Source organism: Pseudovibrio denitrificans JCM 12308 (assembly GCF_001310815.1).
Classification (GTDB): Bacteria; Pseudomonadota; Alphaproteobacteria; order Rhizobiales; family Stappiaceae; genus Pseudovibrio; species Pseudovibrio denitrificans.
The window spans coordinates 69860-95813 of the sequence record NZ_BAZK01000003.1 but is presented as its reverse complement, the minus strand read 5'-3'; the positions used below and the strand labels follow the sequence as shown (position 1 = coordinate 95813).

28 protein-coding genes, 1 pseudogene and 1 riboswitch are annotated in these 25954 nt (G+C 52.7%); of the genes and pseudogenes, 17 read left to right on the top strand and 12 right to left on the bottom strand.

What is annotated here, in order from left to right:
• Positions 1-271: 271 nt before the first annotated feature.
• From JCM12308_RS03955 to JCM12308_RS03935, 5 genes are all read left to right on the top strand, one after another.
• Entirely contained in the window at positions 272-823 is a 552-nt protein-coding gene (locus tag JCM12308_RS03955) for a histidine phosphatase family protein (RefSeq protein WP_054783068.1), read from the top strand.
• 104 nt (positions 824-927) lie between these two features.
• A riboswitch (cobalamin riboswitch) is annotated at positions 928-1137 on the top strand.
• Positions 1138-1483: 346 nt separating this feature from the next.
• A complete protein-coding gene (locus JCM12308_RS03950; RefSeq protein WP_054782929.1) occupies positions 1484-2266 on the top strand; it encodes an ABC transporter ATP-binding protein in 783 nt (260 codons plus the stop codon).
• An 11-nt stretch (positions 2267-2277) separates the two neighbouring features.
• Positions 2278-3216 carry an ABC transporter substrate-binding protein gene (locus JCM12308_RS03945; protein ID WP_054782928.1) on the top strand — a complete coding sequence of 313 codons (939 nt, stop codon included), beginning with the start codon at positions 2278-2280 and terminating at the stop codon, positions 3214-3216.
• 55 nt (positions 3217-3271) lie between these two features.
• A complete protein-coding gene (locus tag JCM12308_RS03940; RefSeq protein WP_054783067.1) occupies positions 3272-4270 on the top strand; it encodes a FecCD family ABC transporter permease in 999 nt (332 codons plus the stop codon).
• 255 nt (positions 4271-4525) lie between these two features.
• The gene (locus JCM12308_RS03935; RefSeq protein ID WP_008548669.1) at positions 4526-5233 is read left to right on the top strand and encodes a class I SAM-dependent DNA methyltransferase; all 708 of its coding nucleotides are present in this window, start codon (positions 4526-4528) and stop codon (positions 5231-5233) included.
• 177 nt (positions 5234-5410) lie between these two features.
• Here the strand turns inward: JCM12308_RS03935 and JCM12308_RS03930 are convergent, their stop codons facing one another.
• On the bottom strand, positions 5411-5878 hold the full coding sequence (locus tag JCM12308_RS03930; protein WP_054783066.1) for a DUF1499 domain-containing protein: 468 nt from the start codon (positions 5876-5878) through the stop codon (positions 5411-5413).
• A 518-nt stretch (positions 5879-6396) separates the two neighbouring features.
• Here JCM12308_RS03930 and JCM12308_RS03925 point away from each other — a divergent pair.
• The 3 genes from JCM12308_RS03925 to JCM12308_RS03915 all read left to right on the top strand — a co-directional run bounded on the left by JCM12308_RS03925 (position 6397) and on the right by JCM12308_RS03915 (position 8338).
• A complete protein-coding gene (locus tag JCM12308_RS03925; protein WP_054782927.1) occupies positions 6397-6936 on the top strand; it encodes a hypothetical protein in 540 nt (179 codons plus the stop codon).
• Positions 6937-7000: 64 nt separating this feature from the next.
• Positions 7001-7510 carry a GNAT family N-acetyltransferase gene (locus JCM12308_RS03920; protein ID WP_164845258.1) on the top strand — a complete coding sequence of 170 codons (510 nt, stop codon included), beginning with the start codon at positions 7001-7003 and terminating at the stop codon, positions 7508-7510.
• Positions 7511-7699: 189 nt separating this feature from the next.
• A complete protein-coding gene (locus JCM12308_RS03915) occupies positions 7700-8338 on the top strand; it encodes a septation protein A (protein ID WP_054782925.1) in 639 nt (212 codons plus the stop codon).
• A gap of 83 nt (positions 8339-8421) precedes the next feature.
• On the opposite strand, the gene JCM12308_RS03910 is transcribed toward JCM12308_RS03915, so the two are convergent.
• Together JCM12308_RS03910 and JCM12308_RS03905 are read right to left on the bottom strand one after the other, a co-directional pair.
• Complete coding sequence (locus JCM12308_RS03910) at positions 8422-8967, bottom strand: ActR/PrrA/RegA family redox response regulator transcription factor (RefSeq protein WP_008548588.1); 546 nt, start codon at positions 8965-8967, stop codon at positions 8422-8424.
• A 131-nt stretch (positions 8968-9098) separates the two neighbouring features.
• A complete protein-coding gene (locus tag JCM12308_RS03905) occupies positions 9099-10454 on the bottom strand; it encodes an ActS/PrrB/RegB family redox-sensitive histidine kinase (RefSeq protein WP_054782924.1) in 1356 nt (451 codons plus the stop codon).
• A gap of 232 nt (positions 10455-10686) precedes the next feature.
• Here JCM12308_RS03905 and secB point away from each other — a divergent pair, with 232 nt between their 5' ends.
• From secB to rsgA (JCM12308_RS32115), 8 genes and pseudogenes are all read left to right on the top strand, one after another.
• Entirely contained in the window at positions 10687-11193 is a 507-nt protein-coding gene (secB, locus tag JCM12308_RS03900; protein WP_008548640.1) for a protein-export chaperone SecB, read from the top strand.
• A 165-nt stretch (positions 11194-11358) separates the two neighbouring features.
• A complete protein-coding gene (locus JCM12308_RS03895; protein WP_014283478.1) occupies positions 11359-11811 on the top strand; it encodes a hypothetical protein in 453 nt (150 codons plus the stop codon).
• Positions 11812-11822: 11 nt separating this feature from the next.
• Positions 11823-12257, top strand: coding sequence for a hypothetical protein (locus tag JCM12308_RS03890; protein ID WP_054782923.1), 435 nt, complete (start codon positions 11823-11825; stop codon positions 12255-12257).
• A 74-nt stretch (positions 12258-12331) separates the two neighbouring features.
• Positions 12332-12820: a hypothetical protein gene (locus tag JCM12308_RS03885; RefSeq protein ID WP_054783065.1), complete on the top strand. Its 489-nt coding sequence runs from the start codon at positions 12332-12334 to the stop codon at positions 12818-12820.
• A 61-nt stretch (positions 12821-12881) separates the two neighbouring features.
• Positions 12882-13394 carry a hypothetical protein gene (locus tag JCM12308_RS03880; RefSeq protein ID WP_054782922.1) on the top strand — a complete coding sequence of 171 codons (513 nt, stop codon included), beginning with the start codon at positions 12882-12884 and terminating at the stop codon, positions 13392-13394.
• A gap of 182 nt (positions 13395-13576) precedes the next feature.
• Complete coding sequence (locus JCM12308_RS03875) at positions 13577-14377, top strand: protein-L-isoaspartate O-methyltransferase (protein ID WP_054782921.1); 801 nt, start codon at positions 13577-13579, stop codon at positions 14375-14377.
• A gap of 240 nt (positions 14378-14617) precedes the next feature.
• Positions 14618-15079 (top strand): annotated as a pseudogene (rsgA, locus tag JCM12308_RS32120) (GTPase RsgA); the annotation flags it as partial.
• A 107-nt stretch (positions 15080-15186) separates the two neighbouring features.
• Entirely contained in the window at positions 15187-15657 is a 471-nt protein-coding gene (rsgA, locus tag JCM12308_RS32115) for a GTPase RsgA (protein WP_280138356.1), read from the top strand.
• Positions 15658-16078: 421 nt separating this feature from the next.
• Here rsgA (JCM12308_RS32115) and JCM12308_RS03865 read toward each other — a convergent pair whose 3' ends face one another.
• From JCM12308_RS03865 to JCM12308_RS03845, 7 genes are all read right to left on the bottom strand, one after another.
• Entirely contained in the window at positions 16079-17170 is a 1092-nt protein-coding gene (locus JCM12308_RS03865; RefSeq protein WP_208978234.1) for a sensor histidine kinase, read from the bottom strand.
• A gap of 5 nt (positions 17171-17175) precedes the next feature.
• Positions 17176-17670 (bottom strand): hypothetical protein, encoded by a 495-nt coding sequence (locus JCM12308_RS28945; protein WP_208978233.1) that lies wholly within the window; start codon positions 17668-17670, stop codon positions 17176-17178.
• Positions 17667-18368, bottom strand: a complete 702-nt coding sequence (locus tag JCM12308_RS03860) for a response regulator transcription factor (RefSeq protein ID WP_054782920.1) — start codon at positions 18366-18368, stop codon at positions 17667-17669. Before JCM12308_RS03860 ends, JCM12308_RS28945 begins: the two co-directional genes overlap by 4 nt.
• 2 nt (positions 18369-18370) lie before the next feature.
• Entirely contained in the window at positions 18371-20008 is a 1638-nt protein-coding gene (locus JCM12308_RS03855; RefSeq protein ID WP_208608915.1) for a DUF4153 domain-containing protein, read from the bottom strand.
• 191 nt (positions 20009-20199) lie between these two features.
• Positions 20200-21108: a methyl-accepting chemotaxis protein gene (locus JCM12308_RS28940; protein WP_208978232.1), complete on the bottom strand. Its 909-nt coding sequence runs from the start codon at positions 21106-21108 to the stop codon at positions 20200-20202.
• Positions 21105-22256: a nitrate- and nitrite sensing domain-containing protein gene (locus JCM12308_RS28935; RefSeq protein ID WP_208978231.1), complete on the bottom strand. Its 1152-nt coding sequence runs from the start codon at positions 22254-22256 to the stop codon at positions 21105-21107. Before JCM12308_RS28935 ends, JCM12308_RS28940 begins: the two co-directional genes overlap by 4 nt.
• A gap of 345 nt (positions 22257-22601) precedes the next feature.
• Positions 22602-23111 carry a DUF2867 domain-containing protein gene (locus tag JCM12308_RS03845; RefSeq protein WP_054782919.1) on the bottom strand — a complete coding sequence of 170 codons (510 nt, stop codon included), beginning with the start codon at positions 23109-23111 and terminating at the stop codon, positions 22602-22604.
• Between the two features lie 307 nt (positions 23112-23418).
• On the opposite strand from JCM12308_RS03845, the gene JCM12308_RS03840 reads away from it, so the two are divergent.
• Positions 23419-24348, top strand: coding sequence for an alpha/beta hydrolase family protein (locus tag JCM12308_RS03840; protein WP_164845257.1), 930 nt, complete (start codon positions 23419-23421; stop codon positions 24346-24348).
• 68 nt (positions 24349-24416) lie between these two features.
• On the opposite strand, the gene JCM12308_RS03835 is transcribed toward JCM12308_RS03840, so the two are convergent.
• Both JCM12308_RS03835 and pcp read right to left on the bottom strand, forming a co-directional pair.
• Positions 24417-24854, bottom strand: coding sequence for a type III secretion system chaperone (locus JCM12308_RS03835; protein WP_054782917.1), 438 nt, complete (start codon positions 24852-24854; stop codon positions 24417-24419).
• A 396-nt stretch (positions 24855-25250) separates the two neighbouring features.
• Positions 25251-25919 (bottom strand): pyroglutamyl-peptidase I, encoded by a 669-nt coding sequence (pcp, locus tag JCM12308_RS03830; RefSeq protein WP_054782916.1) that lies wholly within the window; start codon positions 25917-25919, stop codon positions 25251-25253.
• Between the last annotated feature and the right edge of the window lie 35 nt (positions 25920-25954).

The following is a 25954-nucleotide window of genomic DNA, read 5'->3' as shown; positions in this document are numbered from 1 at the left end:
AGGCGGGTTTATTCCCTTCCCACGAAGGTGTTGTATTCACCACCCTCCCGCTCACAGCACGAGTTTCACGTACCGTATGCATGACGGTGGAGCGAAACATTGGCGGCGTCAAACTGGTAAATCTGACAGGGAGAAGAAAGGAAACACCCGTGGCTGAGATTAGGCTTCCAAGCGCGATTACGTTAAACAGGATCGTATAAATGCATCATGCTTAGGGCGTGGCCTGCGCTACGATCAAAGCTGAGAAGCCAATTATTTGAAGAGATTGAAGTTGACGATTTACCTTATTCGGCATGCGCAATCAGCTTTTAACGCTGTTTTTGATCCGCAAAAGCCCGACCCCATGATTTTCGATGCGCCGATTACCGAGCTGGGAGAAGCGCAGATCATGCAAGCCCGGAGTGTAATCAACCGGCTTGATATTCAGAGAATCATTGTATCGCCGCTCACCAGAGCCCTGCAAACCGCCTACCTGATGTTTGGAGACAAAAGACCGTTTCAGGTCAACTCATTGGTGCGAGAGCGGGTCTGCCACAGTTGCGACGTCGGACGGCCTCCTCACGAGTTGGCTCAAGATTTCCCTCACCTCGATTTTGATCATCTGGATGAGTGCTGGTGGCATAAGGCGGAGAATGACCACGGTGGGATTTCAGTTGAACCTCAAGAGATCTTGCAGAAAAGAGCCGATGAATTTGCTGAGTATCTTAAGCGCGAACGAATCCATTCAACCGCCGTCGTCACTCACGGCAGATTCATTCGCGCGCTCACCGGATGCCGGCTCAACAACTGTGAAGTGATCGAGTTCGAAACTCATCAGCATTAGGCCTGCACGCTTGGCATTGGGTCCCGCATCGAGGGTGGGATGTGGCTGCTATCAACAGTGTCTCAGGTCTGTTTCGAAAACTCTTGCAATTGGAGGCGGTAAAACTCAGTATGCGCGCTGATGGTTTCTGGGGAGCGAAAGGCCTCGGGATTAAAAGGGAACACGGTGCGGTGTAGCCAACAGGCGCCAATTCCGTGACTGCCCCCGCAACTGTAAGCGGTTAGCGAAGCCAAGCGTGCCACTGGAGAGATCCGGGAAGGCTGGCTGAGCACAGACCCGCGAGTCAGGAGACCTGCCATTATGTTTCACTTCAACCCGGGCGGGGCGTCCCGGAAGGAGGCCATAATGGTTGCATTGGCGCAAGCCTCTCACATATCCGGTTTCTATTTGCCCCCGCTGCAGCGCGGAGGGCGTTATGAGACCTTTTTCCTCACAAACTAAACTTTATCCCGGATCGTTTTGCGAGCCGCTGATGGTCTGCGCACACGTGCGCTTGACTTTTACTTCAGGATTCGACAATTGATGTAACGTTATAACGTAACATTTATGATTATGTAGCGTTTCACTCAGGTGGGGTGGTTGAATGCTGGATCCTGTTTCTTTTCATTTCAATGGCTTAGGCTGCCCGGTTGGTGCTGAACGGCTCAAGGATGCTTTGTCATGAGCGCGGCTTCTGTATCCGTTTGCGAGGTTTCCTGGGCGCCAGAGCGTAAGAGCGCGCTTGTTCTGAAACCGCTGAGCTTTGAGCTGGCGGCGGGGCAAACCCTTGGTGTTGTGGGGGCGAACGGGGCTGGGAAATCGACGCTGCTGCGGCTGCTTTATCGCTTCAACAAGCCGATGAGCGGGCAGATTTGCATTGGTGGCGATGACATCTGGTCTCTTTCTGCTCGGGCAACAGCGCAGCGGGTGGCAGCTGTTCTGCAGGAGCAGCCGACAGATTTTGCTCTCAGGGTGCGTGAGATTGTGGAGCTGGGGCGCACGCCCTATCGCAACGGGCTGGCGGCTTCCGGCGAGCATGACCGGCAGGTGGTGGACCGTGCGATCCGTGCTTTGCAGCTGGATGGGCTGGCCGGGCGGTTGTTCGGCACGCTCTCTGGCGGGGAACGTCAGCGGGTGATGGTGGCACGGGCTTTAGCGCAGGAGCCGGAGCTGCTCATCTTGGATGAGCCGACCAACCATCTGGATATTCGCCATCAGCTGGAAATTCTGAAGCTGATTGAAGAGCTGGATCTAACGATCATCACCAGTTTGCACGACCTGAACATGGCGGCGCAGGTGTGTGATCAGATCCTGCTGCTGGATCACGGGCAGATGCTGGGTTTTGGGGCTCCAGAGCAGATCCTCTCCCCTGCCCTTGTTTCACAAGCGTTTCAGGTGCGGACCACGCGTGATCAGCTGGTGGCTCGGCAACAATCCCTCCTTACTTTTGATCTTCACTCATAAGGACTGTTTTCATGAAAAACTTTGGTTTAGCGCTGGCTGTTGCGCTGCTTTCTTCTTCGGCTGCCTTGGCAGAGGTTTCCGTACAAAGCTGTAATCGCACCGTGGAGTTTGATGGTGTGCCGCAGCGTGCTGTTTCCAACGACTCCAACCTGACAGAGATGATGCTGGCGCTGGGGCTGCAGGAAAACATGGTGGGTTATACCGGCGTTTCTGGCTGGAGAACGCTGGATGCGGAGCTGACCGACAAGGTGGCGGTGTTGCCGGAACTCTCCCCGAAATATCCAAGCAAGGAAGTGCTGATTGGCGCTGATGCGGACTTCTACTTCGCGGGCTGGAACTACGGCATGAAGGTTGGCGGCGAGGTGACGCCAGAGACACTGGAGCCGTTTGGCATCAAAGTCTACGAGCTGACTGAGAGCTGCATCCACCTTGGTGAGAAGCCTAAGGTTTCCATGGATGATATGTACAACGACCTTTTGAACCTTGGCCGCATTTTTGGTGTTGAGGCGCGGGCGGAAGCGCTGGTGCAGTCTTATCGTGATGAGCTGACCCAGTTCAAAGCGGGCCTGAAGACCTCGGACACGCCGCTGCGCGTGTTTGTTTATGACAGCGGTGAGGATTCTCCATTCACTGCGGGTCGTTATGCGATGCCGACTGCGATGATTGAAGCGGCCGGTGGCACCAACGTGCTGGACACGCTGGAGAAGAGCTGGGCGCGCGTGAACTGGGAGGCTGTGGTTGAGGCGAACCCGGAAATGATCGTGATCGTCAATTACGGCGAGGTGACTGCCGAGCAGAAGCGTGAGTTCATGCTCAACAACCCAGCCTTTGCGGAGCTGGATGCGGTGAAGAATGACCGGTTCGTAACGCTGGAGTATGCAGAGGCGACACCAGGACCACGGAACATCAAGGCGATCAAGAAGCTCGCTGCTGCGTTCTGGGGGAACTAAAATGAGCGAAGGAACCGGCGTTGTCGTGGCCCCGCCTGTGGGCCGTTCTCCTCATATGCTGCAGATCTGTTGCGTGGGATTGGCTGCGCTGGTTCTTTCGGTTTGCCTTGCTGTCTCCGTTGGCGCGGTTTCCGTATCCATGGAGACGGTCTGGGGGGTTCTCGTCAACAAACTGGTGCCGGGATTGGTGGAGCCGAGTTGGTCTTTGGGCCGGGAGAACATTCTCTGGCAGATCCGCCTGCCCCGTGCGCTGCTGGCAATAATGGTGGGGGCTGGGCTTTCCATTGTCGGTGCCTGCCTTCAATCCGTGACCCGCAACCCGTTGGCAGATCCGCATCTGATTGGCATCTCTGCCGGGGGGGCGTTTGGGGCGGTGTTGGCGCTGCTGCATACGGGGTTGTTTCTGGGCTTGCTTACGGTGCCATTGCTGGCGTTTCTCGGTTCTCTTGGGGCGACACTGCTCGTGATTGGTGTTGCCAAGTTCACCAGTGCGACCAGCGCAGACCGGCTGGTGTTGACCGGTGTTGCGGTGAGCTTTGTGCTGATGGCGGGTGCGAACATTCTGATTTTCCTGGCGGACCCGCGCGCCACGCACACTGTGGTTTACTGGATGCTGGGCGGGCTTGGATTGGCGCAGTGGGCGCATCTTCTCTATCCGCTGGTGGTACTGCTGTTTTGCGGGACGTGGCTGTGGCTGCGGGCCGGGCATTTCAACGCCATGACCATTGGCGATGAGACCGCAACAACACTGGGTATCTCCGTTGCCTCTTTCCGGCTGGAGACCTTTGTCATCAGCGCGCTGATTACCGGGGTGATGGTGGCGTTTTCTGGCATGATCGGCTTTGTGGGGCTGATGGTGCCTCACATTGTGCGGTTGTTGTGGGGGGACTATCGGCGCCTGATCCCGATCTCGGCCTTGTTCGGGGCGATCTTTTTGCTGCTGGCGGATGTGGTTTCGCGCACGCTGATGAAGCCGGAGGACATGCCGATTGGCATCATCACCGGGCTTGTGGGCGGCATTTTCTTTATCTGGTTACTGCGGGAAAAGCGTTAGCTCGCCGTTTTTCAGGGGCTCAGGCATCTCGCAATTGTTGTGATATTGGCCTGAGCTTGCCGTGATCGCGACACAGATTTTTCGCGTTAGACTCATACAAGGCCGCTCTGGCAGCATGGCAAACAAGCGGTTTTGAAGGGAATTTGCTTTTATTCCGGTTGGTTCCGGCTGCTTTTAATTATGGTTTTGTCGCATATTCCTAGGTGATGAACAGAGGTCTGTTTCGGGAACATGTGTTTGATGCGGAGTACGTGAATGACATCTCGTTTGTATAGCGATTTTGCCGAGCAATATGATGAGGCCATTCAGGAGAACATCTACAACGCTCTTTTGGAGCGCCCGACATTGCTTGGCATGTTGCCTCCGCTGCAAGGGCTGAAGGTTCTTGATCTGGGTTGCGGACCGGGGGTGTATGCGCAGTTTTTGTATGACCACGGCGCGGATGTGACCTGCATCGATGAATCTGAGCAGATGCTGAAGCTGGTGAAAGAGAAGCTGGACGACAATGTGAAGTGCTACACCTCTGACCTTTCCGACGGACTGCCGGATAAGCTGGAGGGCACGTTTGATATCGTGATTTGCCCGTTGATGATCCATTACATTGAAGATCTGGGGAAGCTCTTTTCCGACATTGGCAAGGTGCTGAAGCCGGGCGGCTATTTCGTGTTCTCAACGCACCATCCGCTGATTGATGCGCAGTGCTCTCCAAGCGGCAGCTATCTGCGCCAAGAGCATGTGACGGAGGAGTGGAACACCATTGGCGTACCGGTGAAGGTGAGCTTTTACCGTCGCCCCCTCTCCATGCTATTTGGATGGCTTTCCAGTGCCGGGATGTGCGTTGTGGACCTTCGCGAAGGGATGCCAGCTGCTGAGATGAAGGAAAAATCTCCGGTCCATTATGAGAAGCTGCTGAAGAACCCCAATTTCATCTTCTTCAAATGCCAAAGCCACTGCTGCAAGTGAGTGGTGAACTGAAGCTGCCTCAGACTCTTTGGCAACTTACAGATTTGTGAGTCTCAGGGTTTCTGCGGTTTATCTCCCGCAGAGTCAGTTCCGCCCTGCCCTAACTCGTGAAATCATGAGTCATTTCAAAGGGATATTGACTCTGCGAAACTCACAGGTGTGTTAGTTGCCTCAGAGTCAATTCTCACCTTCTGCAAAGGTGGAGTAAATGCTGCGGAAACGGTCGTAACGGGCTCGGTTAGCGCCCATATCGCTGTAGCCGACACGGGACTGGGAGCGGTAGTGCACAACGCGGTCCTGCTCATCGATCCAGAGCTCTACATCGTCGTTGTAGCCCATCTGAGCGCTTGTAAAGACGGCGTGGAGGTAAGGTCCCTCCACTTTGCTGATCTTGTTCTTGCCCATCTCCTCCAGCGTGTTGGTGAGAGCTGCCTGCGTTGCGCCAAATGTGGCGAGCATGGGCAGCGGCTCTACATGGCGGGAGGCATCCAGTGCTTGAGAGGAGACCGCATTGGGGGAATTCGGGAGCGGCGCAAACTGCCCATCATGAACGCCGACATACTCCGGCACTTTGGAGTTTTGCCAGATAAGCTTTACCGTGACACCGACCACAAGAGCCACCAGAAGAATTGCAATAACAGCCATTTTAGAAAGACCTTTAAACATTATCGTTTCCAGATTTCCCACCTGCACAGAGCATAACTCATTCAGGAGTTGCGGACGAAATGAAATTCTAGTGTTTAGAATTGCCGGGATTATGTCGGCGATGCGGTAGGTGGTTGATGCTGAAGGAAGTTCATGCTCAGCTCTGTGTGTCCAGTATTTCCGCCGTTTTATCGCTTCTGTTAGCCAGCCTCAACATAAGCAGGTTCTGCCGGATTTACTCTTACCATTCGGCAGAAAATACCTAGATCCTCGTTCATTCCATAGTTTTTGGAGCAAACTATGGATCTTTAGGAGCACTCCATCTGGCACGTGCTTTGCTTCTTATTATGTGCGCCACATATTGGCTCGTAATCCGACGAAGCTGCGTTGAGTTCATTGAAGTTCCTTATTGTTGAACTGAGTTCTTCAATTGAAGTTCTGGATAGCGGCTGACGGGGTTCATGAATTAAGTGATTGAATTTGTTGAATTGTATTAGTCAGCTTTGAGGAACTAATTGATGTCGATTAGTAATGTAGGCCAGAATCCTCTACCGAGTACCGATACTTACACTCGGTTCTCACAGTCCTCTGAAAACGTCTTTGGTACTTCGGTTTCTGAAATCACAGCAAAGCAACGCTCTATTAGCAGCGCATCCGCAGAAAATGCACGAGTTGCCGGCCCAAACTTTCGAGGCAAAGTTTCTTATGAGAATTTTCTGGAGCTAAACGGGCTCAATCAGAGTTTGGGCGAAGAAGGACTGGAGGGTATTGCGCAAAGGAGTAAAGAAGCTGAGCTGGAACTGAACGCTGAGCTGGAGGAGCACCTTGCGGAGGGTAAGAGACGATATCACGAAAACTATGAAGAAGATAACAAACGTATAAGACAGAACATCGCCGAGCGTAAAAGAGAGATCGCCAAATGGGAGCGAGAGCTATCAGGAGCTCACGGCAGATACAAAGATTTTGTCCAAGGCATCATAGATAACAATAAGACATCAATCGCAGAGGATGAAAAGCGTATAAGACAGAACGATATTTTTTCATCTCATTGGTCGTAATGAATGTTGCCCTCCTTAATTAGAGCGATGCATGTTGTTTGAACAATGATATCGCCAGTGCGCGGTGTTTTCTTTGCCTGTTGTGGTGGAGCAGGAACTTCATGAAATGACCATGCTCGAGTGCTTACAGATCAACATAAGAGACGCCAATCGCGGCGACATACCTGCGCTGCTTCTGATGATTAAGGCTCTTGCCCGGCATCATGGCGATGATGCTGACGTCAGTGCTCAATCGCTCACCAGAGATGCATTTGAGGACCCTCCATGGATTTACATTGTAGTTGCAGAGTTTGAAGAGCGGATCATTGGTTACGCCGCTCTGTGTCCACTTATGCAATTGCAATCGAGCAGTCGTGGGATCGACATGCATCACCTCTTCATTGAGGAGGAACATCGCGGTCGAGGTGTTGGTAAGCAGCTGATAGATGGCGCTATATCTAAAGCACGTGACCTTAATTGCAGCTATATGATGGTAGGAACATCGCGAAGGAACACTGCTGCGCAGGCTGTCTACCTCTCTTACGGCTTTAAGAAGCGACCACAGTCTGGGGCTAAGTTTCGTATTGATATTTGAGGTAGCAACGTTCATCACTCACACAACGAGTTGAACGCATAATTAAGGCTTTCGGGGCGCAAAACGGCCCAATCGGTGCCATTAAACTTGACGATTTTGCAATTTCACTCTTAATTGCCCTTTTAATAGCAAAATTGCTGCTTAAATCTCTCAGGTCGGGAGAAAAGCAACAAAAGGAAGCCTTTGCAGATGAATTCAGAACGCTCTACGCAAACCACTGAGCGCCAGGAACCTTCTCCACTCTTGAAGCTGGCCCTAGAGCTCGGTCCATTGGGCGTTTTCTTCATCGCCAACTCCAGAGGCGAACAGCTTGCAGAGATGTTCCCTGCGCTGGGTTCTCTCGGGCAACCGATCTTTATTGCGACAGCTGCCTTTATGGTTGCGATCTCCATCTCCCTTACCGTTTCCTACATTCTCACCCGCCATCTGCCGGTGATGCCGCTGGTTTCTGGTGTAGTGGTGCTCGTATTTGGTGCGTTGACGCTGTATCTGCAGGACGAGCTGTTCATCAAGCTCAAGCCAACCATCGTTAATACCCTGTTTGGCTCCATCCTGTTGGGTGGCTTGTTCTTTGGTAAGTCGCTGCTGGGTTATGTGTTTGACAGCGCCTTTAAGCTGGATGCGGAAGGCTGGCGGAAGCTGACCATGCGCTGGGGTGTGTTCTTCTTTGTACTGGCGCTGATCAACGAGTTTGTCTGGCGCAACTTCTCAACGGACTTCTGGGTGGACTTCAAGGTCTTTGGCTTCATGCCAATCACCATGGTCTTCACCATGATGCAGCTGCCGCTGATCCATAAGCACAGCCTTGAGAGCGAAGAGAAGAGCTAAAGCCTCTCTCAGCTTCCTGAATGCAGACAAAATTAAAGCGCGGTTTGGGCCGCGCTTTTGTGTTTTTAGCAGTAAGTTCCAGGTTAGCGCGGTGCGCGCTTTGCCAGGATGCGCTGGAGTGTTCTGCGGTGCATATTCAGGCGACGGGCTGTCTCTGAAACGTTGCGGTCACACAGTTCGTAAACGCGCTGGATATGCTCCCAACGAACCCGGTCAGCGGACATTGGGTTTTCTGGTGGCGGAGCTTTATCGTTTGGACGGCGGGTCAGCGCTGCCAGAATATCATCGGCATCAGCTGGTTTCGCGAGATAGTCAATCGCGCCAAGTTTTACGGCGGTTACAGCGGTTGCGATGTTGCCATAGCCGGTCAGGATGATTGCGCGCGCGTCCGGCTTTTTCATGCGGATGGCTTCAACCACGTCCAGACCGCTGCCATCTTCAAGGCGCATGTCTACGACAGCATAATCAGGTGCCTGTGCTGCAACTTTACTCAGCGCTTCTCTAACACCATCTGCGGTTTCCGTGTGGAAACCCCGTTTCTGCATCGCACGTTCCAAGCGCTGCTGGAAAGCACGATCATCATCAACGATTAGAAGGCGTCCAAGAGGTGCAACTTCTGGTTCTGTCATTTTGCAGGTCCGATTAATCTACGGTATTCACAGGCCACTTTAGTATATTTTTCAGTTAAGGGAAGTTCCCAACGGCTTTTATAGCCAGATTTCGCTAAAGTATTTTTACTAGGATACCTAGAGATTTACTCTCAGGATTCTGGAGTTTGCGCTCCCTGATCCATGGTTTCACGCAGCCAGCGAATATGGACCAAAGCACCGTGCTCCGGATCTTTTCGATTATGAAAATTCACTCTTCCGCCTGAGCGCTCCAGCAATGTTTTGGCGATGAAGAAGCCGAGGCCAAGGCCACCGCCGGACTGGCGCTCGCCGTCATCTATAAACTCTTCTTCCCCGTCCTCTGAGATTGCAGGCGCTGAGCGTTTGGAGACGTAAGGCTCACCCATGCGAGCGAGAACTTCCGGTGCGAAGCCTGGGCCGTCGTCTACGATAAAGATTTCAACGAACTTCTCATCCCACTTAGCCTCAAAGAGAACCGTGGTTTCCGCGAAGTCTACTGCGTTTTCCAGCAGGTTGCCGAGGCCGTAGCTAATGGCCGCATCGCGGACACCCACTGGCTCTGGTCCGGTGCCTTCTGCGTTGACCTTGATTTCGATACCTAGGCCTCTGTGAGGCTCTGAGACGTCGGAGAGCAGCAGGGAGATCGGCATGCGCTGGAACACCTGATCGGCATCACTGGAGAGGCTGGTGAGCTTCTTCAGGATCTCACGGCAGCGGGCAGCCTGAGAATAAACCAGCTCAGCATCTTCGCGTAGTGGGTCGCCTTTCTCAAACTCCGTGGAGAGCTCTTTTGCGGTCAGGTAGATCGTGCCCAGCGGAGTGCCCAGTTCGTGCGCAGCGGCCGTTGCAAGGCCATCCAGCGCGGACAGGTGCTTCTGGTGCGCCAGAACCATGTCACTGGCGGCCAGCGCGTTGGAGAGCTGCCGCGCTTCTTCTGCGACGCGCAGGGAGTATGTGGCCATGAAGAACATGGAGCACATGAGCGAGAACCAGACGCCGACGAGGTACAGCGGTGGCAGATCGATCTGGGTGCCATCGTACCAAGGCAGCGGCATATGGAAGGCGGTGAGCAGCGTTACCACTGCGCCAGCCAGCGCGCCAAGGATGATGGTGTTGCGGGAGGACAGCGCGGTCGCGGAGACCACAACAGGTGCCAGAATGAGGAAACAGAACGGGTTGCCCAGTCCACCGGTGAGGTAGAACAGGCCGCCGAGCTGGATGATATCGTAGGCCAGCTGCGCCGCTGCTGCGTTTTTGGAGATGCGCGTGCTGGATGGCCAGCGTATTTTCAGGATGACATTGAGCCAAGCCGAGGCGGCGACCAGAACGTAACTGTACCCAATTGGCAGCGGGAAGTTGAGCAAGTAGTGCACAACCAACAGAGAGACAGTTTGTCCGGCTACCGCCAACCAACGCAGACGGACAAGCGTATCCAGCTTGATCTGCGGGTCTAACAGTCGCGGCTGTCCTTCCGGTGTGCTTATCATTTAATCTTGCTCCAATACGTCATAAAAGCCCTTCATAAATCACAGGTGATCCACTTGCCAATGGGTTATGTGGCAGAACTATGCTGTTTTGCCGCTGAAATGTTAGCATAGCCTTGTATCCGCCTCTGGGGCATGCTAGCCAACCATCTAGTTGCGCAGGTACGGCAAACAAACACTTAAGAGTGACAGTGAGTTGTACCAGTGATTGTTATTGCGACACGGGAAAAACGATATGAGTGAAGCTAATACTGCTGGCGAACAGGGTGAAGCAGCTGCTCCAGGTATGAACATCCTGGCTCAGTACATTAAAGATCTGTCCTTTGAAAACCCAAATTCTCCGAAGTCTCTTCAGCCAGGTGAGCAGCCTAAGCTGGACATCAACGTAAACGTTGGTGCAAACCCAATTGGCGAAGACCAGTTCGAAGTAATTATTACCCTGAACGCAAAAGCGAACACTCCTGAGCAGGTTCTGTTTGCTGTTGAACTCGTTTACGGTGGCGTATTCCAGATCACCGGTGTTCCTCAGGAGCATATGCACCCGTTCATCCTGATCGAGTGCCCACGCATGCTGTTCCCGTTTGCTCGCAACATTCTTGCAGACACCACACGCAATGGCGGCTTCCCTCCACTGCTGCTCGATCCAATCGACTTTGCTGCTCTGTACCGCCAGAACCTGGCACAGGCTGCAGCAGCACAGCAGGCACCTGCTGGCGACAATGGCGAAGCAAAGCCAAACTAAGAATTTTAAGTTTCCGGCCAACCGTCGGTACTTTGACAAAGCCACGCTGGGTTCCAGCGTGGCTTTTGTTTTGCCTGCAATTCGACATTTCGATCTAGGAAGATGTTTAGTTTCGCCACCTAGGATTGCCGCAGTCAAAAGATAGAGGCCTCAAGAGACTTAAAAATGCGGCATCCAAGATTTTTGAATATTGCTGGCGCACTGGGCATTGCTGCCCTTTTGATGACACCTGTTGGCTCCCTTGCCCAGGACGAAGAGCCGGAGATTGCTGGCCCTGAAGACTGGCACGCTTACAGCTATTCTGCTGAGCAAATCACCGGAGACATCATTCTGGCTCCCGGTACAATCGAGATGGGTAATGCTGGTGTTCTGACGATTACCGGCGTTGAGGGTTATACGCCGAACCTATTTTCCTTCAGCGGTGCCACCTCGCTCAATCTGCCCGAAGGCAAATACTTCTGCGAAAAGGGCGTCGATAAAGGCTTCATGGTCATTGATCGATCCCAGCCAGATTTTCTCGTGATTGACGTCTTCGGCGGAGATGTGCCACCTGTTGCGGGCAAGGGCGTGGACCAACAAGCTGGTTTCTGCGGCTCGTTTACCTACAACAAGTCATAGGAGCTCTCAGCATGGCACGATTGAACAAGGGTGCAGGCTTTGCTTCTGTGTGTTTGGGGTTCTCCCTTCTGGTGAGCCCACTCGCTTTTGCTGAAGATGCTGGTGAGAAGTGGATCGCAGTGAGTAACACCGCGATGAGCATTACTGGCGACATCGAGTTATCTCCTACCGCCATTACCATGAGCACTGGTAGTGTTTTACCGCTGGAAGCGGTGAAAGGTGACGTCCCTAATCTTTATCGCTTTACTCATGCAAATGATCTCAAGCTACTTCGCGACAATACATTTTGCTTGCCACATACAGAAGTGGGGTACGTCGTGCTGAACTATCGAGGTAAGGAGGAGTTGGAGATTGATGTCTTTGATGGTAACGAAGCACCTCACAGCGCTGCTAAGCTAGAAAGCCAACCTGGCTTTTGCGCTTCTTATTTCTATCAGAAACCGTAGTGCTTATAACTGCATTTGCACCTCGATCAGGTCTGTGCAACATACGCTTTATTCTGATGTTGCACGGGGCTGATATGCGGATCAAAGATGCCAATTTCTATCGGAAATACTACAAAAAGTATCATGGCAAGGATCCGTACAAGAAAACTCCGAAGCCTCTGACGCGTCTTGGGGTCACGCGCAAGTATCTGAGCTATCTGCTGTTCTACATCTCCTCCACTTTCCTTTTGAGTGGCTATGCCACCAGCATGCGGGATTTGTTGATCTTCAACTATGTCGTTGCATGCGTGCTTGTTGTGGCTGCTGTTTTCATCTGGCCACGAGAGGTGAAAGCGCTGGAGCTCATTGGTCGCTATCTTGGGGTCGTTCTTTTTGCGGCGGTGTACAGCGCGGTGATCTTCTTGCCGATTGCATACACAGTGACCACCGAGCAGTTTGCCGCCTTTTTGCAGCCCTTCCCGTGGATCATTCATACAGTTTATCTACCCCCAGCCATCTATGCTGGCATCATGATCTGGCGAGCACCATCAGCGAAGGATGAGGCGAACAGCTCTGCTGCGTGATCTCTGTGGACGTCAGGTTGCGCTGGAGGTATCTCTATGCGAATAAACGAGAAATCGTTTTATGCACGGCGCACTTATGCAAAACAAAGCCATCAGCTTTTACAAGAAATACAGCAATAAACATTCAGAGCAGGAGCTCTTTGATCCAGATTTGATACCGCTGACGCGCTTTGGTCTTTTACGCAAGTATCTCAGCTTTGTTGTCTTCTATCTCTCCTATCCGTATGTGAGCAGACTGTTTGACGCCACTGCTCAGGATAGCTTCGCCAGCAACTCTATCCATCTTGGCGGATACCTTATTCTCACTGCCTTTTTGTGGCCCAGACGCCTCAGCTTGTTTGGCTTCCTGATGCGTTACATCAGCATCTGGGGCGCCGTTGTTCTGTATTGGATACTGATCATTTATCTGGTCACGCCGGAAAAGCTTAAAGTATTGGTCGCTACCTATCCGTGGCTGCCCAAGGCTGGCTATTTGCCGTTTGCGTTGTATGCGCTGGTGATGATCTGGCGCACGCCAAAATCAAAAAAAAGACGGTCCTGGCGCCAACAGCTCCGCGCAATGAGGCTCAGTTAAAGTTTGGCCCCTCATTTCAACTGGTCTTCAATTGCTCTTGGGAAAAGTTAGTCTGTCCCGGAGTTCGTGGCCTTCACGTGTCGCGCTCTAACAATTGATTTGAGTGGAACCCTTGCATTTGGTTGTATCTGGCCAAATGAGACATGCTCAATCTCCTTTCCTGAGGCAGCGGTTTTTCTGCGATGTCTGAAAACGCATACGCACAAGAAGTTTGCTACAACCTGCGTGGTGGGAACCGCGCATTGCTGATGGATGCGTTTGCCAATATCCGTAAAGAAGACTTTCTGTTCCCCCCTCCCTGGAAGGTGGCCATCACCACGCCTGGCTATGGACGGCGCGCCATTTTGCAAGATGCTGCAGACCTCTATCAGGATATGCTGGTGGAGCTGGTGCATGAGGCTTCCATTAACACCGGGCAGCCTTCGCTCTGGGCACAGATTTTTAACTGGTCGGGTCTCAAACCGGGGATGAGCGTTTTTGAGTCAGGTTCTGGTCTCGGGTACTTCACCGCTGTTATCGCTCATGTAGTTGGGCCGGAGGGCTCTGTTTACTTCGACGAGCCCCATGAGAAGCTGCATGACAAGTGCCACGAGAACCTTGCAGACATCAACAACGTGCATGCGGTGTATGACGGTGCTGCGTTGGACCGGACCTATCTTTGCTATGGCACCACTACAGTACCTGCTGAGCTCTATCGCAATACCAAGCTGCGAGGGCAGATTGTGTTTCCCTTCACTGATGACTGGGGGCACGGATTCTTCATCAGTCTGAAAAAGAAAAAGAAGGTTTGCGAACTGAAGCTTGGAGCGCCGTGTGCCTTCGTGATCAGCCGGGACTACAAGAACAATCCTTACACCAACGATTTTGGTGAGCTGACGGACATGGCGGTGGACGTCAAACTCGTTGAGCAGGCTTTGGATGACAAGGTGCTGGATGTGGCGAAGATGATCCATTTGGCGATTGAAGCCAAATCGCATTCCTAGGCTTTATGCCGCGCGGTAATCCGGCTTGCCAAACCTCCCTCGTCTCGCTAAGCTCATTTCCGTTGCGCATGAGCGTGATGATCCGAAACGTAACCAAAGGAGGTGCATTATGATTGTGATAAAGGTGCTTCAGGCAGGTTCGTTTAAATAGGCAACACGCCTTACCTGCCTGACCCACTTTGGGGTCCGTATGCGTTAGCTACGGCGACCCTATGGTGCTGTTCTATTTCAGGCAGATAAATGTCCCATAAATTGATTGAGCTGGGTTGGTCCACTCATTTTATGATGCAGCTTCAGGATGATGAGCTGCAGACCCTTCCTGTTGCCCGCGTGACGCAGGTTCATCGAAACCAGATGATTGGCATCGGTCATCAGGGGGAGTTCACCCTGAGCGTTCCCGGCCATGGTTCAACCGGCGATTATGCGGTTGGCGACTGGGTGGTTTATGACGCCCACGCTCAAGTTGTTCGTGCACTGGACCGGCTTACACTCGTGGAACGACGCGCGGCGGGTGAAGATGCCCGTGCGCAGCTGATTGCAGCCAATCTGGACGTGTTGTTTATCACCACCTCCTGCAACAAAGACTTCAACATCGCGCGACTAGAGCGTTATCTGGCCGTGGCTCAACGGGCTGGCATTCAGCCTGTCGTTCTGCTGACGAAAGCTGATCTGGTGGATGACACCTATGCCTTCGAGGCTGAAGTGCAGAAGATTGATCCGCTGCTGCCGGTGATCGCGCTTGATACCCGCGATCCGAAGCAGATGCTCCGCTGTTTGACTGGTGGAAGGCTGGGCAAACTGCAGCATTGGTGGGCTCTTCCGGTGTTGGCAAGTCAACAATCCTCAACAGCCTCAGCGGTTCTTCCGCCAAGACTGCTGGCATTCGCGAGGATGATGCGAAAGGCCGGCATACTACGACGGCTCGCTGCCTCTATCCTGTTGGCGATGGGCGCTGGTTGATGGATACACCGGGCATGCGTGCTTTAAGGCTCTATGATGTGTCCGATGGTGTTGCTGCGGTGTTTCAGGATCTGGTTGATCTTGCAGAGCACTGCCGTTTTTCCGACTGCAATCATGAGAGCGAGCCGGGCTGTGCCATTCAGGCTGCGATTGAAGAAGGGGAACTGGATCCATCACGGCTTAAACGCTGGAAGAAGCTGGCACGGGAAGAGCTGTACAACAGCGAGACTGTTGCGCAATCCCGCTCTCGTACAAAAAGCTTTTCCAAGATGATCAAGCGTGTGCAGGCAGATAACCGTATCCTGAAGGGTGATTACTAGCCCCTTTGAATAGCATCCCCCACAGGGTCAGCTTGTGGGGGTGCTACCGCTTTCTCAGTTTGCCGGTTTCCAGCTAGAACCTTCAAACTGATTTAGGGGAGCCGACCCGCGGTTTTGGCAGAGTTCGCAGGTCGGCTATATGCCCTTGAAGTGTTGTTGTGTTGAGGCAACTTCAAGGACCTCGGGAGGTTTGCCCACTCGGTGGATATGCTGTCTGACCGAAGTGGTGACGCTCACCTTTTTTCAGCCAAATGCAGTGCTGCAATACCGCAGTTGGCGAAGCAGCTTTGTTTTTCCAGCTGCATTCAACGAGTGTTGCGCGTTTCAATGAAATGAGCTGTTCTATAAAGAACAGCAGGGAAAGATTTTTTGAGGTAAGCGCAGCGCGCGAAGCAGTGCCCGACTGCTGAGAGATTCGGTTTTATCCCGAGTTTGCCGTGGCCTTTGGCAGCTCAACCAGGAATGTGGTTTCCGCTCTATCTGGCAGATATGACACGGTACCGTAGTGTGATTTGACCATGGATTGCACGATGCCAAGGCCCATGCCTGTGCCACCTTCTGCCCGCTTGGTGGTGAAGAACAGGTCGAAGATCTTCCCTGCATTGCCCTCAGAAATGCCGCTGCCATTGTCGCAGGTGTAAAACAGCAGGGTTTCTGGTGTTTCCTCGACTTTGATAGTGAGCTTGCTCGCCCCGTGGTTCACTGCATTTTCCAGCAGGTTGGAGAAGATGATCTCCGCATTTTCCAGCGTGATTGGCAGGGTCTGATCTCTCTCGCAGGCAACCTCGATTGCCAACTGCTCATAGTGGCCTTGCAGATGATCGAGCAGGTCTCCAAGGCGCAAAGTTCCTGCGGATATTGGGTTATCTGCCCGGGCCAGATGGCGCAGGCGGTCCAGCAGTGCGGACAGGCGGTTGGAATCCTGCAAAATGTTGTTCAGGAATCTGGTGCGCTGGTCCTTTGACATGTCGTCCCCGGATTCCAGCAGGAGTTCGACTGCTCCTTTGGTGGCTGTGACCGGCGATTTCAGCTCATGTGCTGCGTGAGAGGCGAAGGTGGAGATGTAGTCTGCCCGCTCCGAGATTTTCCGGGCCATGGCGAGGAAACTATCAGCCAGTGATGCAAACTCACGCGTGCCGTTGTGCTTCAAGGGAGCGATTGCCTGTGTGTCACCGCTGCTGATCCGCTGGGTGCGGTCGATCAACTCGTAAATTGGTTTGGTGATGACACGCAGGAACACAAAACCGATGGCGGTTGTCACAAGCAATGTGAAGGCAGCGGCGATTGCCACGATCTGCCATTGCTTGAAGAGCTGGCGCATGGTGTTGCTGGGGGTGCGGGAGGCATAGATCACTCCAACCACCTTGCCCTGCACCAGAACCGGCATTGCAGAGAAGATGCGCGTTGATGTTCCGCGGCTTAGTGAGGTCAACGCTGGCGCCGGTTCGTCCGAAATGCGCTCGCGCAGGACGCTGCGGTATTGGCCAGAGAGCGCCGTTTGCACTTCTTCCACGTGGCTTAGGGAGAGGCCGACTTCGCTGCGCCCAGCGATGACGTTGCTCTATGGTCCAGTATACGAAAGCCGGCCAGAGTGACCTTCTGTGTTTCCATCAGTAGCGGAGACAGGCGACTGCCGATGTTCAGCATCACCTCACTGGATGCTTCAGCGGCTTCGCGAGCCTTTGCGCGGCGTGGGTAGGTTTTGGCGGAAAAGAGGTAGTTGCGCGGTGCTATCGGCGTGTAAGGGCCGTTCTCCACGCTCACGCTGCGCTCAGCACTCACGAGGTCATCTAGGCTGATCTCCTCCTGCTCTTCCACCATTTGCGACATGACGGCTGACAGGACAGCGCTTTGAGCAATCAGGGCGTTTTCCGTTTGTTGGAAGATCTGATGCTCGAAGATGCGGAAGAACAGAATGATTGCGAGAGGGAGCAGCAGCACGCTGAGCAGTACAGCAACCACCACAAGGCCCAGCGTTGGGCGCCACTTCTTTTTTGTTGCTGTGGCGATCATGATGGAACCGGTTGAGCCGCTAGTCTGAAGCCAACGGCGTGCACTGTCTCAATCAGATTCGGCGCCCCTGCATTTGCCAGCTTTGAGCGGACATTGCGGATGTGACTGTCGATTGTCCGGTCTGAGACGTGGATGTTGGGCGGATATGCCAGATCGATGATCCTGTCGCGGGAAAACGTCATGCGCGGGCGGTCCAGAAACAGCTTCAGGATCTCGAACTCGATGGATGTCAGCTCCACGGGCTGACCATTGTAAGCCACTGAGCGGTAGGAAGGATCAAGCTGTACACCACCGGCCTGAAGCTGAGAAGGTTTGGCCTCTCCTGTAATCTTAGGGCCATTGGTGCGTTTCAGGATTGCGCCGATGCGCGCGACCAGCTCTCGTGGGCTGAACGGTTTGGTGACGTAGTCGTCTCCTCCCATTTCCAGCCCGAGGATACGGTCAATCTCTTCATCACGGGCGGACAGGAACAGGATCGGCACTTCTGAATGTTTGCGGATTTCACGGCAGACTTCGAAGCCATCCATCTCCGGCATGCCGATGTCCAGAATGATCAGGTCCACCGGCTGCTGCTTAAAGCAGGCAACAGCCTCAAATCCATTTTCGGCAATGATGGTGTTGTAGTTGGCTTTTTCGATCGCGAAGGTAATCACTTCCCGAATGTGCGCATCGTCGTCAACTACCAGTATATTTTGCATTCTCAGAGGCCCGGATCTTCACGATAACGAGTTCTACTGTCAGAGGCCGGGGTTTGCAACTTAGCCGGGGTTTCCTGTTGGGTCGGAGCCTGCGGTTTTGTTGGAGACTGCGGTCTTGTCGGGACTTCGTTCTCTTGCAGGTAGTTGAGCAGCAGCTGATTTCTGAGGCTCCATAGACGCCAGTCATCCGCATTGTACTTCACGGTGCGAGCCATGCTTCGGCGGGATGACCATAGTTCCAGCAAGTCGCTGTTATTTGCGGTAACACCACGCTCCAACTCACTTCGGATTTTTGCGTCAATGGCCGGGATAGCCTGTGGCCCTAAGCTGATCAGGTACCAATGGTCAAACTTGGAGTTATCGGCGTAGGTCACGTTATAATCTGCGATCAATGCAGCTGTGTTTGTGAGGCTGAGCGTGTAAAGGATCCCCGCAACTGCCAGCATGTTCACACGAACGAGCCAGCCGTTGTTTCGTCCTAAAGCCAGTTTGGCAATGATGCTGAGTACGCCGATAAGCACCAGGATCACCCAGATCAGTGCATAGAGGCGTAGATAAGTCATTGAGTACACGCCGACATAATTGCCGAGGCGTGCGAGGCAGGAGGCGACAAGCAGAGCGGTCTGGATGGTCCATGCAAGCAGCAGCACCTTCACCAATTTGGATTTGGCAGTGGAGGCTCCAGAGCGGCTGGCGAACAGCACAAAGATTGCAGCAAGCAGAGCGGCAATGATGAGGGTGTAGACGCCTTTGTGGGCGTAGTTGGCATAGGTGGTTCCTGCAGGGAGTTCCTGAGAGCCCCACAGGTAGAAGGCATCCAGCACAGTTTGCAGGGCAAAGAGGCCGTTGAAGAGCACGAGCGAGCGGACAACAGCTTTGTAGCCAAAGATTTCATCCATCACGGATTGATAGGCTTGAACAGTTTGCTGTTCTGGGGTTTTGGCCGAGGATTCAGCAGCCTTATTTCTCTTCAGCTTTTTTCTGAATTTTACGCGCAGGAACGGCCAGATCAGAGCAAACGTGATGGACCAGAACACGATGCGTGCCATGTTCAGTTTTTCAAAGAGCTTGCCCAGGTTGATGCTGAGCAGCCATTGCTCAATGACAGGATTTGAAGAACTGAACAGATACAGAAAAATTGGAAACAAGGTGAGAGGCAGAAACCAGGTGAACGCCAGTTTGGCGTAGTTGGACAATGGTCGCTTGCGTCGTTTGACGCGGCTGAGCGTAAACATGTCTTTGATAAAACCCAGCGGCCAACGGCGCAGGAAGATGAGCAGTATTTTGACCATCTTCAAGTCAAAGGCATTCACGCGCTGGTTCATGATGAGAGTGCACATGGCCAGAGCGAGGATGGCGATCAGCCCACTTAGAAAATCCCACTGGAGTACACTTGGCACAACGCCAATGATCACCGTCAGCATCGTAATCCATGCAAGGCGTGGGCTCACCCGGTGTCCGCCCAGCAGCATGACCGCAAAGGCAACAGCTACAATGAACAGGCTGAAGCCAATTTCAGCCCGGTGACCAAAGAACAGATAGTCAGCAAGCAAGCATAGGCCCAAACCGAGAAGAAACCGGGCCTGAATGCCCATTGCAGGCATCCACGACACCGGCTGAATGCGAGAGTTAGATAACATCAATTTCACCCCTGAAATCATTAAGTGAATGAACTCAGGCGACGGTCTACCGATGCCCCTTGCAGGCAGTTGGGCAAAACCGATGAGATCTCGTGCAGATTTGTGCAGTTTCTGTGCAGGTGATAAAAGCTGCTATGGGAAAGCAGCCTGCATTGGTGTGCAGACTGCTGTTTTATTGGGATCTGGCGAGCTTAAGCCGCTTTGATATCACCGAGGAACTGGTCGATTTCGTTGCGGAGGTGATCTGCTTCCGTGCGGAGCTCCTCAGAGGCGATGAGGACTTGCTTTGAGGTGACGCCAGTTTGAATGGCAGCTTCGTTGACCTTGGCGATGTTCTCCGTGACCTCAGCAGTGCCACCGGCAACCTCGCTGACATTGCTGGCGATTTCCTGAGTGGCGAACTTTTGCTCATTAATGGCGCTGGAGACGGCACTGGCGCGTTGGTCGATCTCGCGGATGATCTTGTCGATGTCTTCCATTGCGGTGAGAGATCCCTCTGTGGCGCGCTGGATATCGGCAATCTCATTGCGGATTTGCTCTGTGGCTTGTGAGGTTTGCTCAGCCAGTGACTTCACCTCACTTGCGACCACCGCAAAGCCCTTTCCTGCCACACCTGCCCGTGCCGCTTCTATGGTGGCGTTGAGGGCAAGCAGATTGGTTTGCTCGGCGATGTCTGTGATGATGCTGACCACATCTCCCACACTCTGCGCTGCTTTGCGTAATTCCGCTGCATCTGAGTTAGCACTGTGGACCTGATCCACCGCTTCGGACGCTGCTTTTCTGCAGTGTTGCATCTGGTTGCCAATTTCAGCGACGGAGCAGTCCAGCTCCTCTGTGGCTGAGGCAACAGACTGTACGCTGCGAGAGGCTTCTTCCGCTGCTGAGGCGACTGCCTTGGATTGATTGCTGGTCAGCTCGGAGATGCTCGACATTTCCTGAGAGGACAGCTGCATTGTCTGCGAGTTGCGGCCCATGGTTTCAAGCACATAAGAAACAGCTTGCTCAAAATCTGCAATGCGGCCTTCAAGGAACTCGCCACGCTCGAGCTGAGAGGCGTGCTGGGTGTCCTGCTCCTTCTTCAGATCGCGTGCGAGGATCATGTTTTCCTGGAAGACGGAGACTGCTTGATCATCTGGCCAACTTCGTTCTTCGTCGGCTTTGGTAGTTTGATGTTCAGATTGCCGCTGGCGAGTTGTTCCATGGCTTCTATGATCTTAGCGAAGGAACGCTGGATGGACTTGATGAGGATGAAAGACATCAGGAACACCAGCAGGAAGCCTACAGCAGCAATGCCCATGTGCAGGGTGAGGCGTCCGTTGGCGGATGCCTGAAGCAACTCCGTGTCTTCAATCAGGCTGGCAGCGATGGTGTTTTCCAAGGCCTTGAGCTGGTTGATCTTTTGGGAGGCGGTTTCAAACCACTCAGGGCCGCTGATGGCTTCCAGCGCTTTTGCTGTTTCCTCGCCGCCCAGTGCGATATCGCGATAGGTGTTCAGCTTGGTGTTGGCAGCACCGTTCTGCAGTTTCTCATAGTCTGCGAAAAGTTCGGGTGTGGCGTAGGTTTGGAAAATGTGCGTGAAGGCGTTCTGTTCAACGATTAGACGTTGGAACTTTTGCAGGGCGGCAGGTGGAAACGCATTGCTTGCAAAGCCTGCTGCGCCCACAGCCCGCTCCAGCCCTGCCCGCTCTTTGGTCAGCAGGAAGGCGTGGTAGCTTACGATGCGGTCGACAATTTCCGCATTGGGGCTGAGCTCACTCATTGAGCCGATGATGTCGAGCTTTTCGGAGTTCAGTCTGGTGTAGAAAGCAACAGCTTCAGCCATCTGCACATTCAAGGCATCTACATTGGAGCGCATCCTGGGCGTCTTTTGCAGCTCGGCATTGATGCCTTCCAGATCAGCGGCAAATGCTGGCTGATAGATGGACAGGTCAAAGCCCTCAAGGAACTGCAAGTAGTCGATGCGGGCAGTGTCCGTTGCCTTGCGCTGGCTCTTCAAGTCCGCCTCAAACTGCTGACCTTTGCTGGCAAGGAACAACGCTGTGGCGCCACGTTCTTTCTGCTGCTCATGCACCAGACTGCCGATTTTGACAGAAAGGCGCGTGAGCTGCGAGAGGGCAGCCAGTTTCTGCTCATCTTCAGTGTCGACCTTGATAAGCTGATAGAGAAAAACGAGTGCTGCAATGCTTGGAATAATTGAAAGCAGTGTGATGGTATGAACAATTTTGAGCTTAGCTAAATATGCAAACATGATAATTTGGTCCGCTGAAATCTAACTAAGCATTTTCCCGTGTTTATTTACGGCTAGTTAACGATAAGAGGCCGATTCCATGCATGCGGGCAGCATTCCAAAACGTGTGCTCATTGCATTCCTGATAGAGCCTTGTTCAGAAATTTGTTTTCCGGAAATAAGGTCGAGATGTTAATCAGGTAAAAAATTTTAGTTATTTCGCATATTCTTTAGAAAATAAACATCGAAAATATCAGTAAAATGATTAACCAGAGCAACAAACAACCGATGCAAGGCTATATTTATAAATAAAGATTCGCCGCGAAGACTCGAACCATAAACCTATATACATCCTGATTAAGCGTTTTACTTTGAAGCGGAGAAATTAGAACTTACGTTACGTAGCATGTTCCACGCAATGAACTTGTGAGCCGGACCGACTGGCAGCATGTAGAGTTTGCCGAACCAGTTGTGTGTGATGACGGAAGAGGTTATGCGCACCAACGCACCTTCAGAAATTGCATCGACGCTGAACGTGGTCATGACCGAGAGATGTTTATCTCTTGAGGTGAGCACCAGTTCGCGGTCCTCAATGTGCTCAACCAGAAAGAAATCGAGCTTCTCACCGACTTCTGGAAGCGTGGTCTTTCGTTTGCCCTCAAAGCCTTTGATTTTGGCAACGCCTGCCAAGGCTGAGATCTGGTCCCTCACCCAAAATGCAGCGCCAAGCCATGCAGAGCGTTTGCTGAACAGGGCGTTGTAGACCTCAAACGCGGTTGGGTGTTCTTGTATCTTCAAGGAGTTGACGTGATAGAAGTACAACTCTTCACGTGGAGCAACCAATTGAGGGGCCGGGAGAGATAGGGTTTCCGGCATGTTTTACGCTCCTTTATGATGCTGCAGCTGACCTTCGCTACATTATTTAGATTATACTAAAATATGTTTATTTGCAATGAATTAGATAGCTTCAGCTAGCTTGCCTAATCCTGCGATAATATATTTTTTCGCGCCACATTCTCGCCTTATGATTGCAACACACTTTTTCGCGCACCGCATCGGTGTTTCTAGTATCAATTTACGGCAAACACGCCAACTTCTGAGATCACTTTGGCGAGTGAGTTTCAGGAGGATACGCCTTTCTGTGCTGCTTTGGGCGCCTATGTGCTTGCCATTGGGGGATTTTATGAAATCTACATTGCTTAAAGTTGTTGTGGGGTGTTCGGTTCTTCTCAGCGCTCAGGCCGCTGCTGCGTCCGGTCTTTATCTGGTTCGCAAAGATGGTAGCGAGATTGAAATCTATCTGAAGTCACAAAGCCCGAAGAACGCGACAGATCTTCTTGTGCTTATTCAGGGCTCTGATTGTAACAGCGTGGCTAATAACAAGCTGATCAACGAGGAGTTCTCGCAGGTTCTGCCGGAAGCGGATGTGCTGACGGTTGAGAAGTACGGCATCACCTCCAACCTTTCCTGGGACCGGAATGATGAGCGCGCGGATTGCCCAGCGGCTTATATTGAGAATGACTCGCCGGAACGCCGGACTGCGGATTACATCAAGGTGATCAGTCAGTTGAAGGAAGGCGGCATTTACGAGCGCGTGATTTTGCTTGGTGGCAGTGAAGGCGCGGTGGTTGCCAACATGATTGCTGCGAAGGCTGATTTCGTGACTGCGAGTATTGCGCTGAATGGTGGCGGGCGTCACTTCATTGATGACATCCTGCACAACATGAAATCCAGCGGCATGCCTGAAGAAGCGTTCAAAGAAGCTTCCGCAGGTTTCAAAGGGTTTGCGCAACAGGTGACATCCAGTGAGCCGTTTGAACTCAACATGAGTGGGCATGGCTATAACTGGTGGAACAACATGCTGAAATCAGATCAACTGGAGATCCTCGCGCAGGTCGACACTCCTATTCTGATTGTGCAGGGTGGGCAGGATCAGAGTGTCTCTCCTGAAGCTGTTGAGGAGCAGATTGCGAAGCTGGATGAATTGGGTAAGACCAACGTCACTTACAAATCCTATGCTGACATGACGCATTCTTTTAAGAGCGCTGCGGGCGAAAGTATGGTTCCGCAAGTCATCTCAGATATTCAGGGCTGGCTGGCAAAGCTGGATTGATCCATCGAAGGGCAGTTTTCTGCCCTTTTCTTTTTCGGTGGGGGATGGATCGCTCGTTTATGTAACGGCTAGTGCAGTTCCAGCTTGGCCTGGGCGCTTTCTTGCGTATGGCGAATGCCATCACGTTTCATCTTACGCTCACACTGGCGCTGGGAGGCAGGGGCAAACTTTGGCTTCCACGCGCGTACGACTTCTTTGAACTCGGCCATAAACAGCTGAAGCTCAGTGGCATCAAGCTCATCCAGAGCGATGCAGGACACGACGGCAGGTTGGCCGAGGGCAACACGGATAAAGGTAAAACGGTTCTTGGCAGTATGGTTTTCGTGCAGCATTTGGACCATGAGATGCTGCGGAACTTCTGTATCTTCTGAGAGATAGGCCATCATCTTCAGGCGCTTATCGCAGGCCCGCATGTGGATCTCGATATCGTCAGCGTTCATCGTACACTCGCCGTCTTTGTTGAAGACGAGAGTATCCATGCCGCCATCCGATGCAATCTTATTCATGAGTGTTTGAGGTGTCATATTCTGCAAGACTGACCATCCCATCGTTTTGTTTCTATGATAGCGAAAAATGTCGAACATTCTCCTAAGAGCTCCCCGCTTTTGAGGCAGGAAGTTCTATTGATCACTATGAACGGGAATGTGGGCAGAAACTGTTCTCTACGAGACACAAAGGCGTGAAGTGCACTGAATGGACGTGCTTTGTGCCTGCTTCATAACGTGGGTGTGAAAGCGCAGCATCAAGGCACCCCTCGAAATCGCTTAGATAAGTTGCGCAGATTGTAAAACACAACCAGATGCAATCACATCTGCTGAACTCACCGTCAGATGGCTTGGATAAGTGTTGAAAGACACCGCCGCTTTCCAGGATGCCTTATATCCTTGAGCAGGTATCCCTTTTTAAATCAGCATCTTGGAGATGATGTTGATGTTTTGATCTTCCTGATTTGCCTGCAACGCCTCAATTCCAGCCCGCATGCCTTTTACCAGCGTATCCACGGACATGCTCGGCGCACCGAGGTTCTGAATCATAGCCGCGACTTCTGGCAGATGGGGCAGATGCACCCAGCCTGCCCGGATGGGAAGTTTGTTTTCAGCAATGTGGTGCAGGACGCCATACATGAGGTGATTGCAGCAGAAGGTAGCAGCAGAATCCGAGATATCCGTTGGCACTCCAGCATCCCGCATAGCCTGTGTCATGGCTCTGAGGGGAACTGTGGCGTAGTAACCAACCGGGCCATCAGGTACCGTCAGCTCTCCCTGCAGCGTAACGCCTGCGGTATCCGTAACGTCGTAACGCGCACAATCATTGAGGTTTTGCGCCAGACGTTCCAGCGTGATCATGGAGCGACCACCGTACTCGCCCAACATGAGGACAGCGCTGGGTTTCAGCTCTTCCATGGCGGCAACGGTCTCTTCAATGCAGCGGAAATACGCCCCGGAGACAATGCGGGAGACTATTTTTGCGCCTGCGATCTCTTCACCATCCAGCGCTAATGCCAGTTTTTCTGCGGGATTGGTCGGCGTGTTGGCATAAGCGCCAAAGCCGGTGATGAGAATAGTGTCCATAGGATGCCTGCTCCTTCTCACTGGATTCTATTAAC

What these genes read in the sequence shown, in the direction of transcription:
- JCM12308_RS03950 (WP_054782929.1), top strand. Translation starts at nt 1,484, where the DNA reads ATGAGCGCGGCTTCTGTATCCGTTTGCGAGGTTTCCTGGGCGCCAGAG.
- JCM12308_RS03945 (WP_054782928.1), top strand. Translation starts at nt 2,278, where the DNA reads ATGAAAAACTTTGGTTTAGCGCTGGCTGTTGCGCTGCTTTCTTCTTCG.
- JCM12308_RS03940 (WP_054783067.1), top strand. Translation starts at nt 3,272, where the DNA reads ATGCTGCAGATCTGTTGCGTGGGATTGGCTGCGCTGGTTCTTTCGGTT.
- JCM12308_RS03935 (WP_008548669.1), top strand. Translation starts at nt 4,526, where the DNA reads ATGACATCTCGTTTGTATAGCGATTTTGCCGAGCAATATGATGAGGCC.
- JCM12308_RS03930 (WP_054783066.1), bottom strand. Translation starts at nt 5,878, where the DNA reads ATGGCTGTTATTGCAATTCTTCTGGTGGCTCTTGTGGTCGGTGTCACG.
- JCM12308_RS03925 (WP_054782927.1), top strand. Translation starts at nt 6,397, where the DNA reads ATGTCGATTAGTAATGTAGGCCAGAATCCTCTACCGAGTACCGATACT.
- JCM12308_RS03915 (WP_054782925.1), top strand. Translation starts at nt 7,700, where the DNA reads ATGAATTCAGAACGCTCTACGCAAACCACTGAGCGCCAGGAACCTTCT.
- JCM12308_RS03910 (WP_008548588.1), bottom strand. Translation starts at nt 8,967, where the DNA reads ATGACAGAACCAGAAGTTGCACCTCTTGGACGCCTTCTAATCGTTGAT.
- JCM12308_RS03905 (WP_054782924.1), bottom strand. Translation starts at nt 10,454, where the DNA reads ATGATAAGCACACCGGAAGGACAGCCGCGACTGTTAGACCCGCAGATC.
- secB (WP_008548640.1), top strand. Translation starts at nt 10,687, where the DNA reads ATGAGTGAAGCTAATACTGCTGGCGAACAGGGTGAAGCAGCTGCTCCA.
- JCM12308_RS03895 (WP_014283478.1), top strand. Translation starts at nt 11,359, where the DNA reads ATGCGGCATCCAAGATTTTTGAATATTGCTGGCGCACTGGGCATTGCT.
- JCM12308_RS03890 (WP_054782923.1), top strand. Translation starts at nt 11,823, where the DNA reads ATGGCACGATTGAACAAGGGTGCAGGCTTTGCTTCTGTGTGTTTGGGG.
- JCM12308_RS03885 (WP_054783065.1), top strand. Translation starts at nt 12,332, where the DNA reads ATGCGGATCAAAGATGCCAATTTCTATCGGAAATACTACAAAAAGTAT.
- JCM12308_RS03880 (WP_054782922.1), top strand. Translation starts at nt 12,882, where the DNA reads ATGCACGGCGCACTTATGCAAAACAAAGCCATCAGCTTTTACAAGAAA.
- JCM12308_RS03875 (WP_054782921.1), top strand. Translation starts at nt 13,577, where the DNA reads ATGTCTGAAAACGCATACGCACAAGAAGTTTGCTACAACCTGCGTGGT.
- JCM12308_RS28945 (WP_208978233.1), bottom strand. Translation starts at nt 17,670, where the DNA reads ATGATCGCCACAGCAACAAAAAAGAAGTGGCGCCCAACGCTGGGCCTT.
- JCM12308_RS03860 (WP_054782920.1), bottom strand. Translation starts at nt 18,368, where the DNA reads ATGCAAAATATACTGGTAGTTGACGACGATGCGCACATTCGGGAAGTG.
- JCM12308_RS03855 (WP_208608915.1), bottom strand. Translation starts at nt 20,008, where the DNA reads ATGTTATCTAACTCTCGCATTCAGCCGGTGTCGTGGATGCCTGCAATG.
- JCM12308_RS28940 (WP_208978232.1), bottom strand. Translation starts at nt 21,108, where the DNA reads ATGATCCTCGCACGCGATCTGAAGAAGGAGCAGGACACCCAGCACGCC.
- JCM12308_RS28935 (WP_208978231.1), bottom strand. Translation starts at nt 22,256, where the DNA reads ATGTTTGCATATTTAGCTAAGCTCAAAATTGTTCATACCATCACACTG.
- JCM12308_RS03845 (WP_054782919.1), bottom strand. Translation starts at nt 23,111, where the DNA reads ATGCCGGAAACCCTATCTCTCCCGGCCCCTCAATTGGTTGCTCCACGT.
- JCM12308_RS03840 (WP_164845257.1), top strand. Translation starts at nt 23,419, where the DNA reads ATGAAATCTACATTGCTTAAAGTTGTTGTGGGGTGTTCGGTTCTTCTC.
- JCM12308_RS03835 (WP_054782917.1), bottom strand. Translation starts at nt 24,854, where the DNA reads ATGAATAAGATTGCATCGGATGGCGGCATGGATACTCTCGTCTTCAAC.
- pcp (WP_054782916.1), bottom strand. Translation starts at nt 25,919, where the DNA reads ATGGACACTATTCTCATCACCGGCTTTGGCGCTTATGCCAACACGCCG.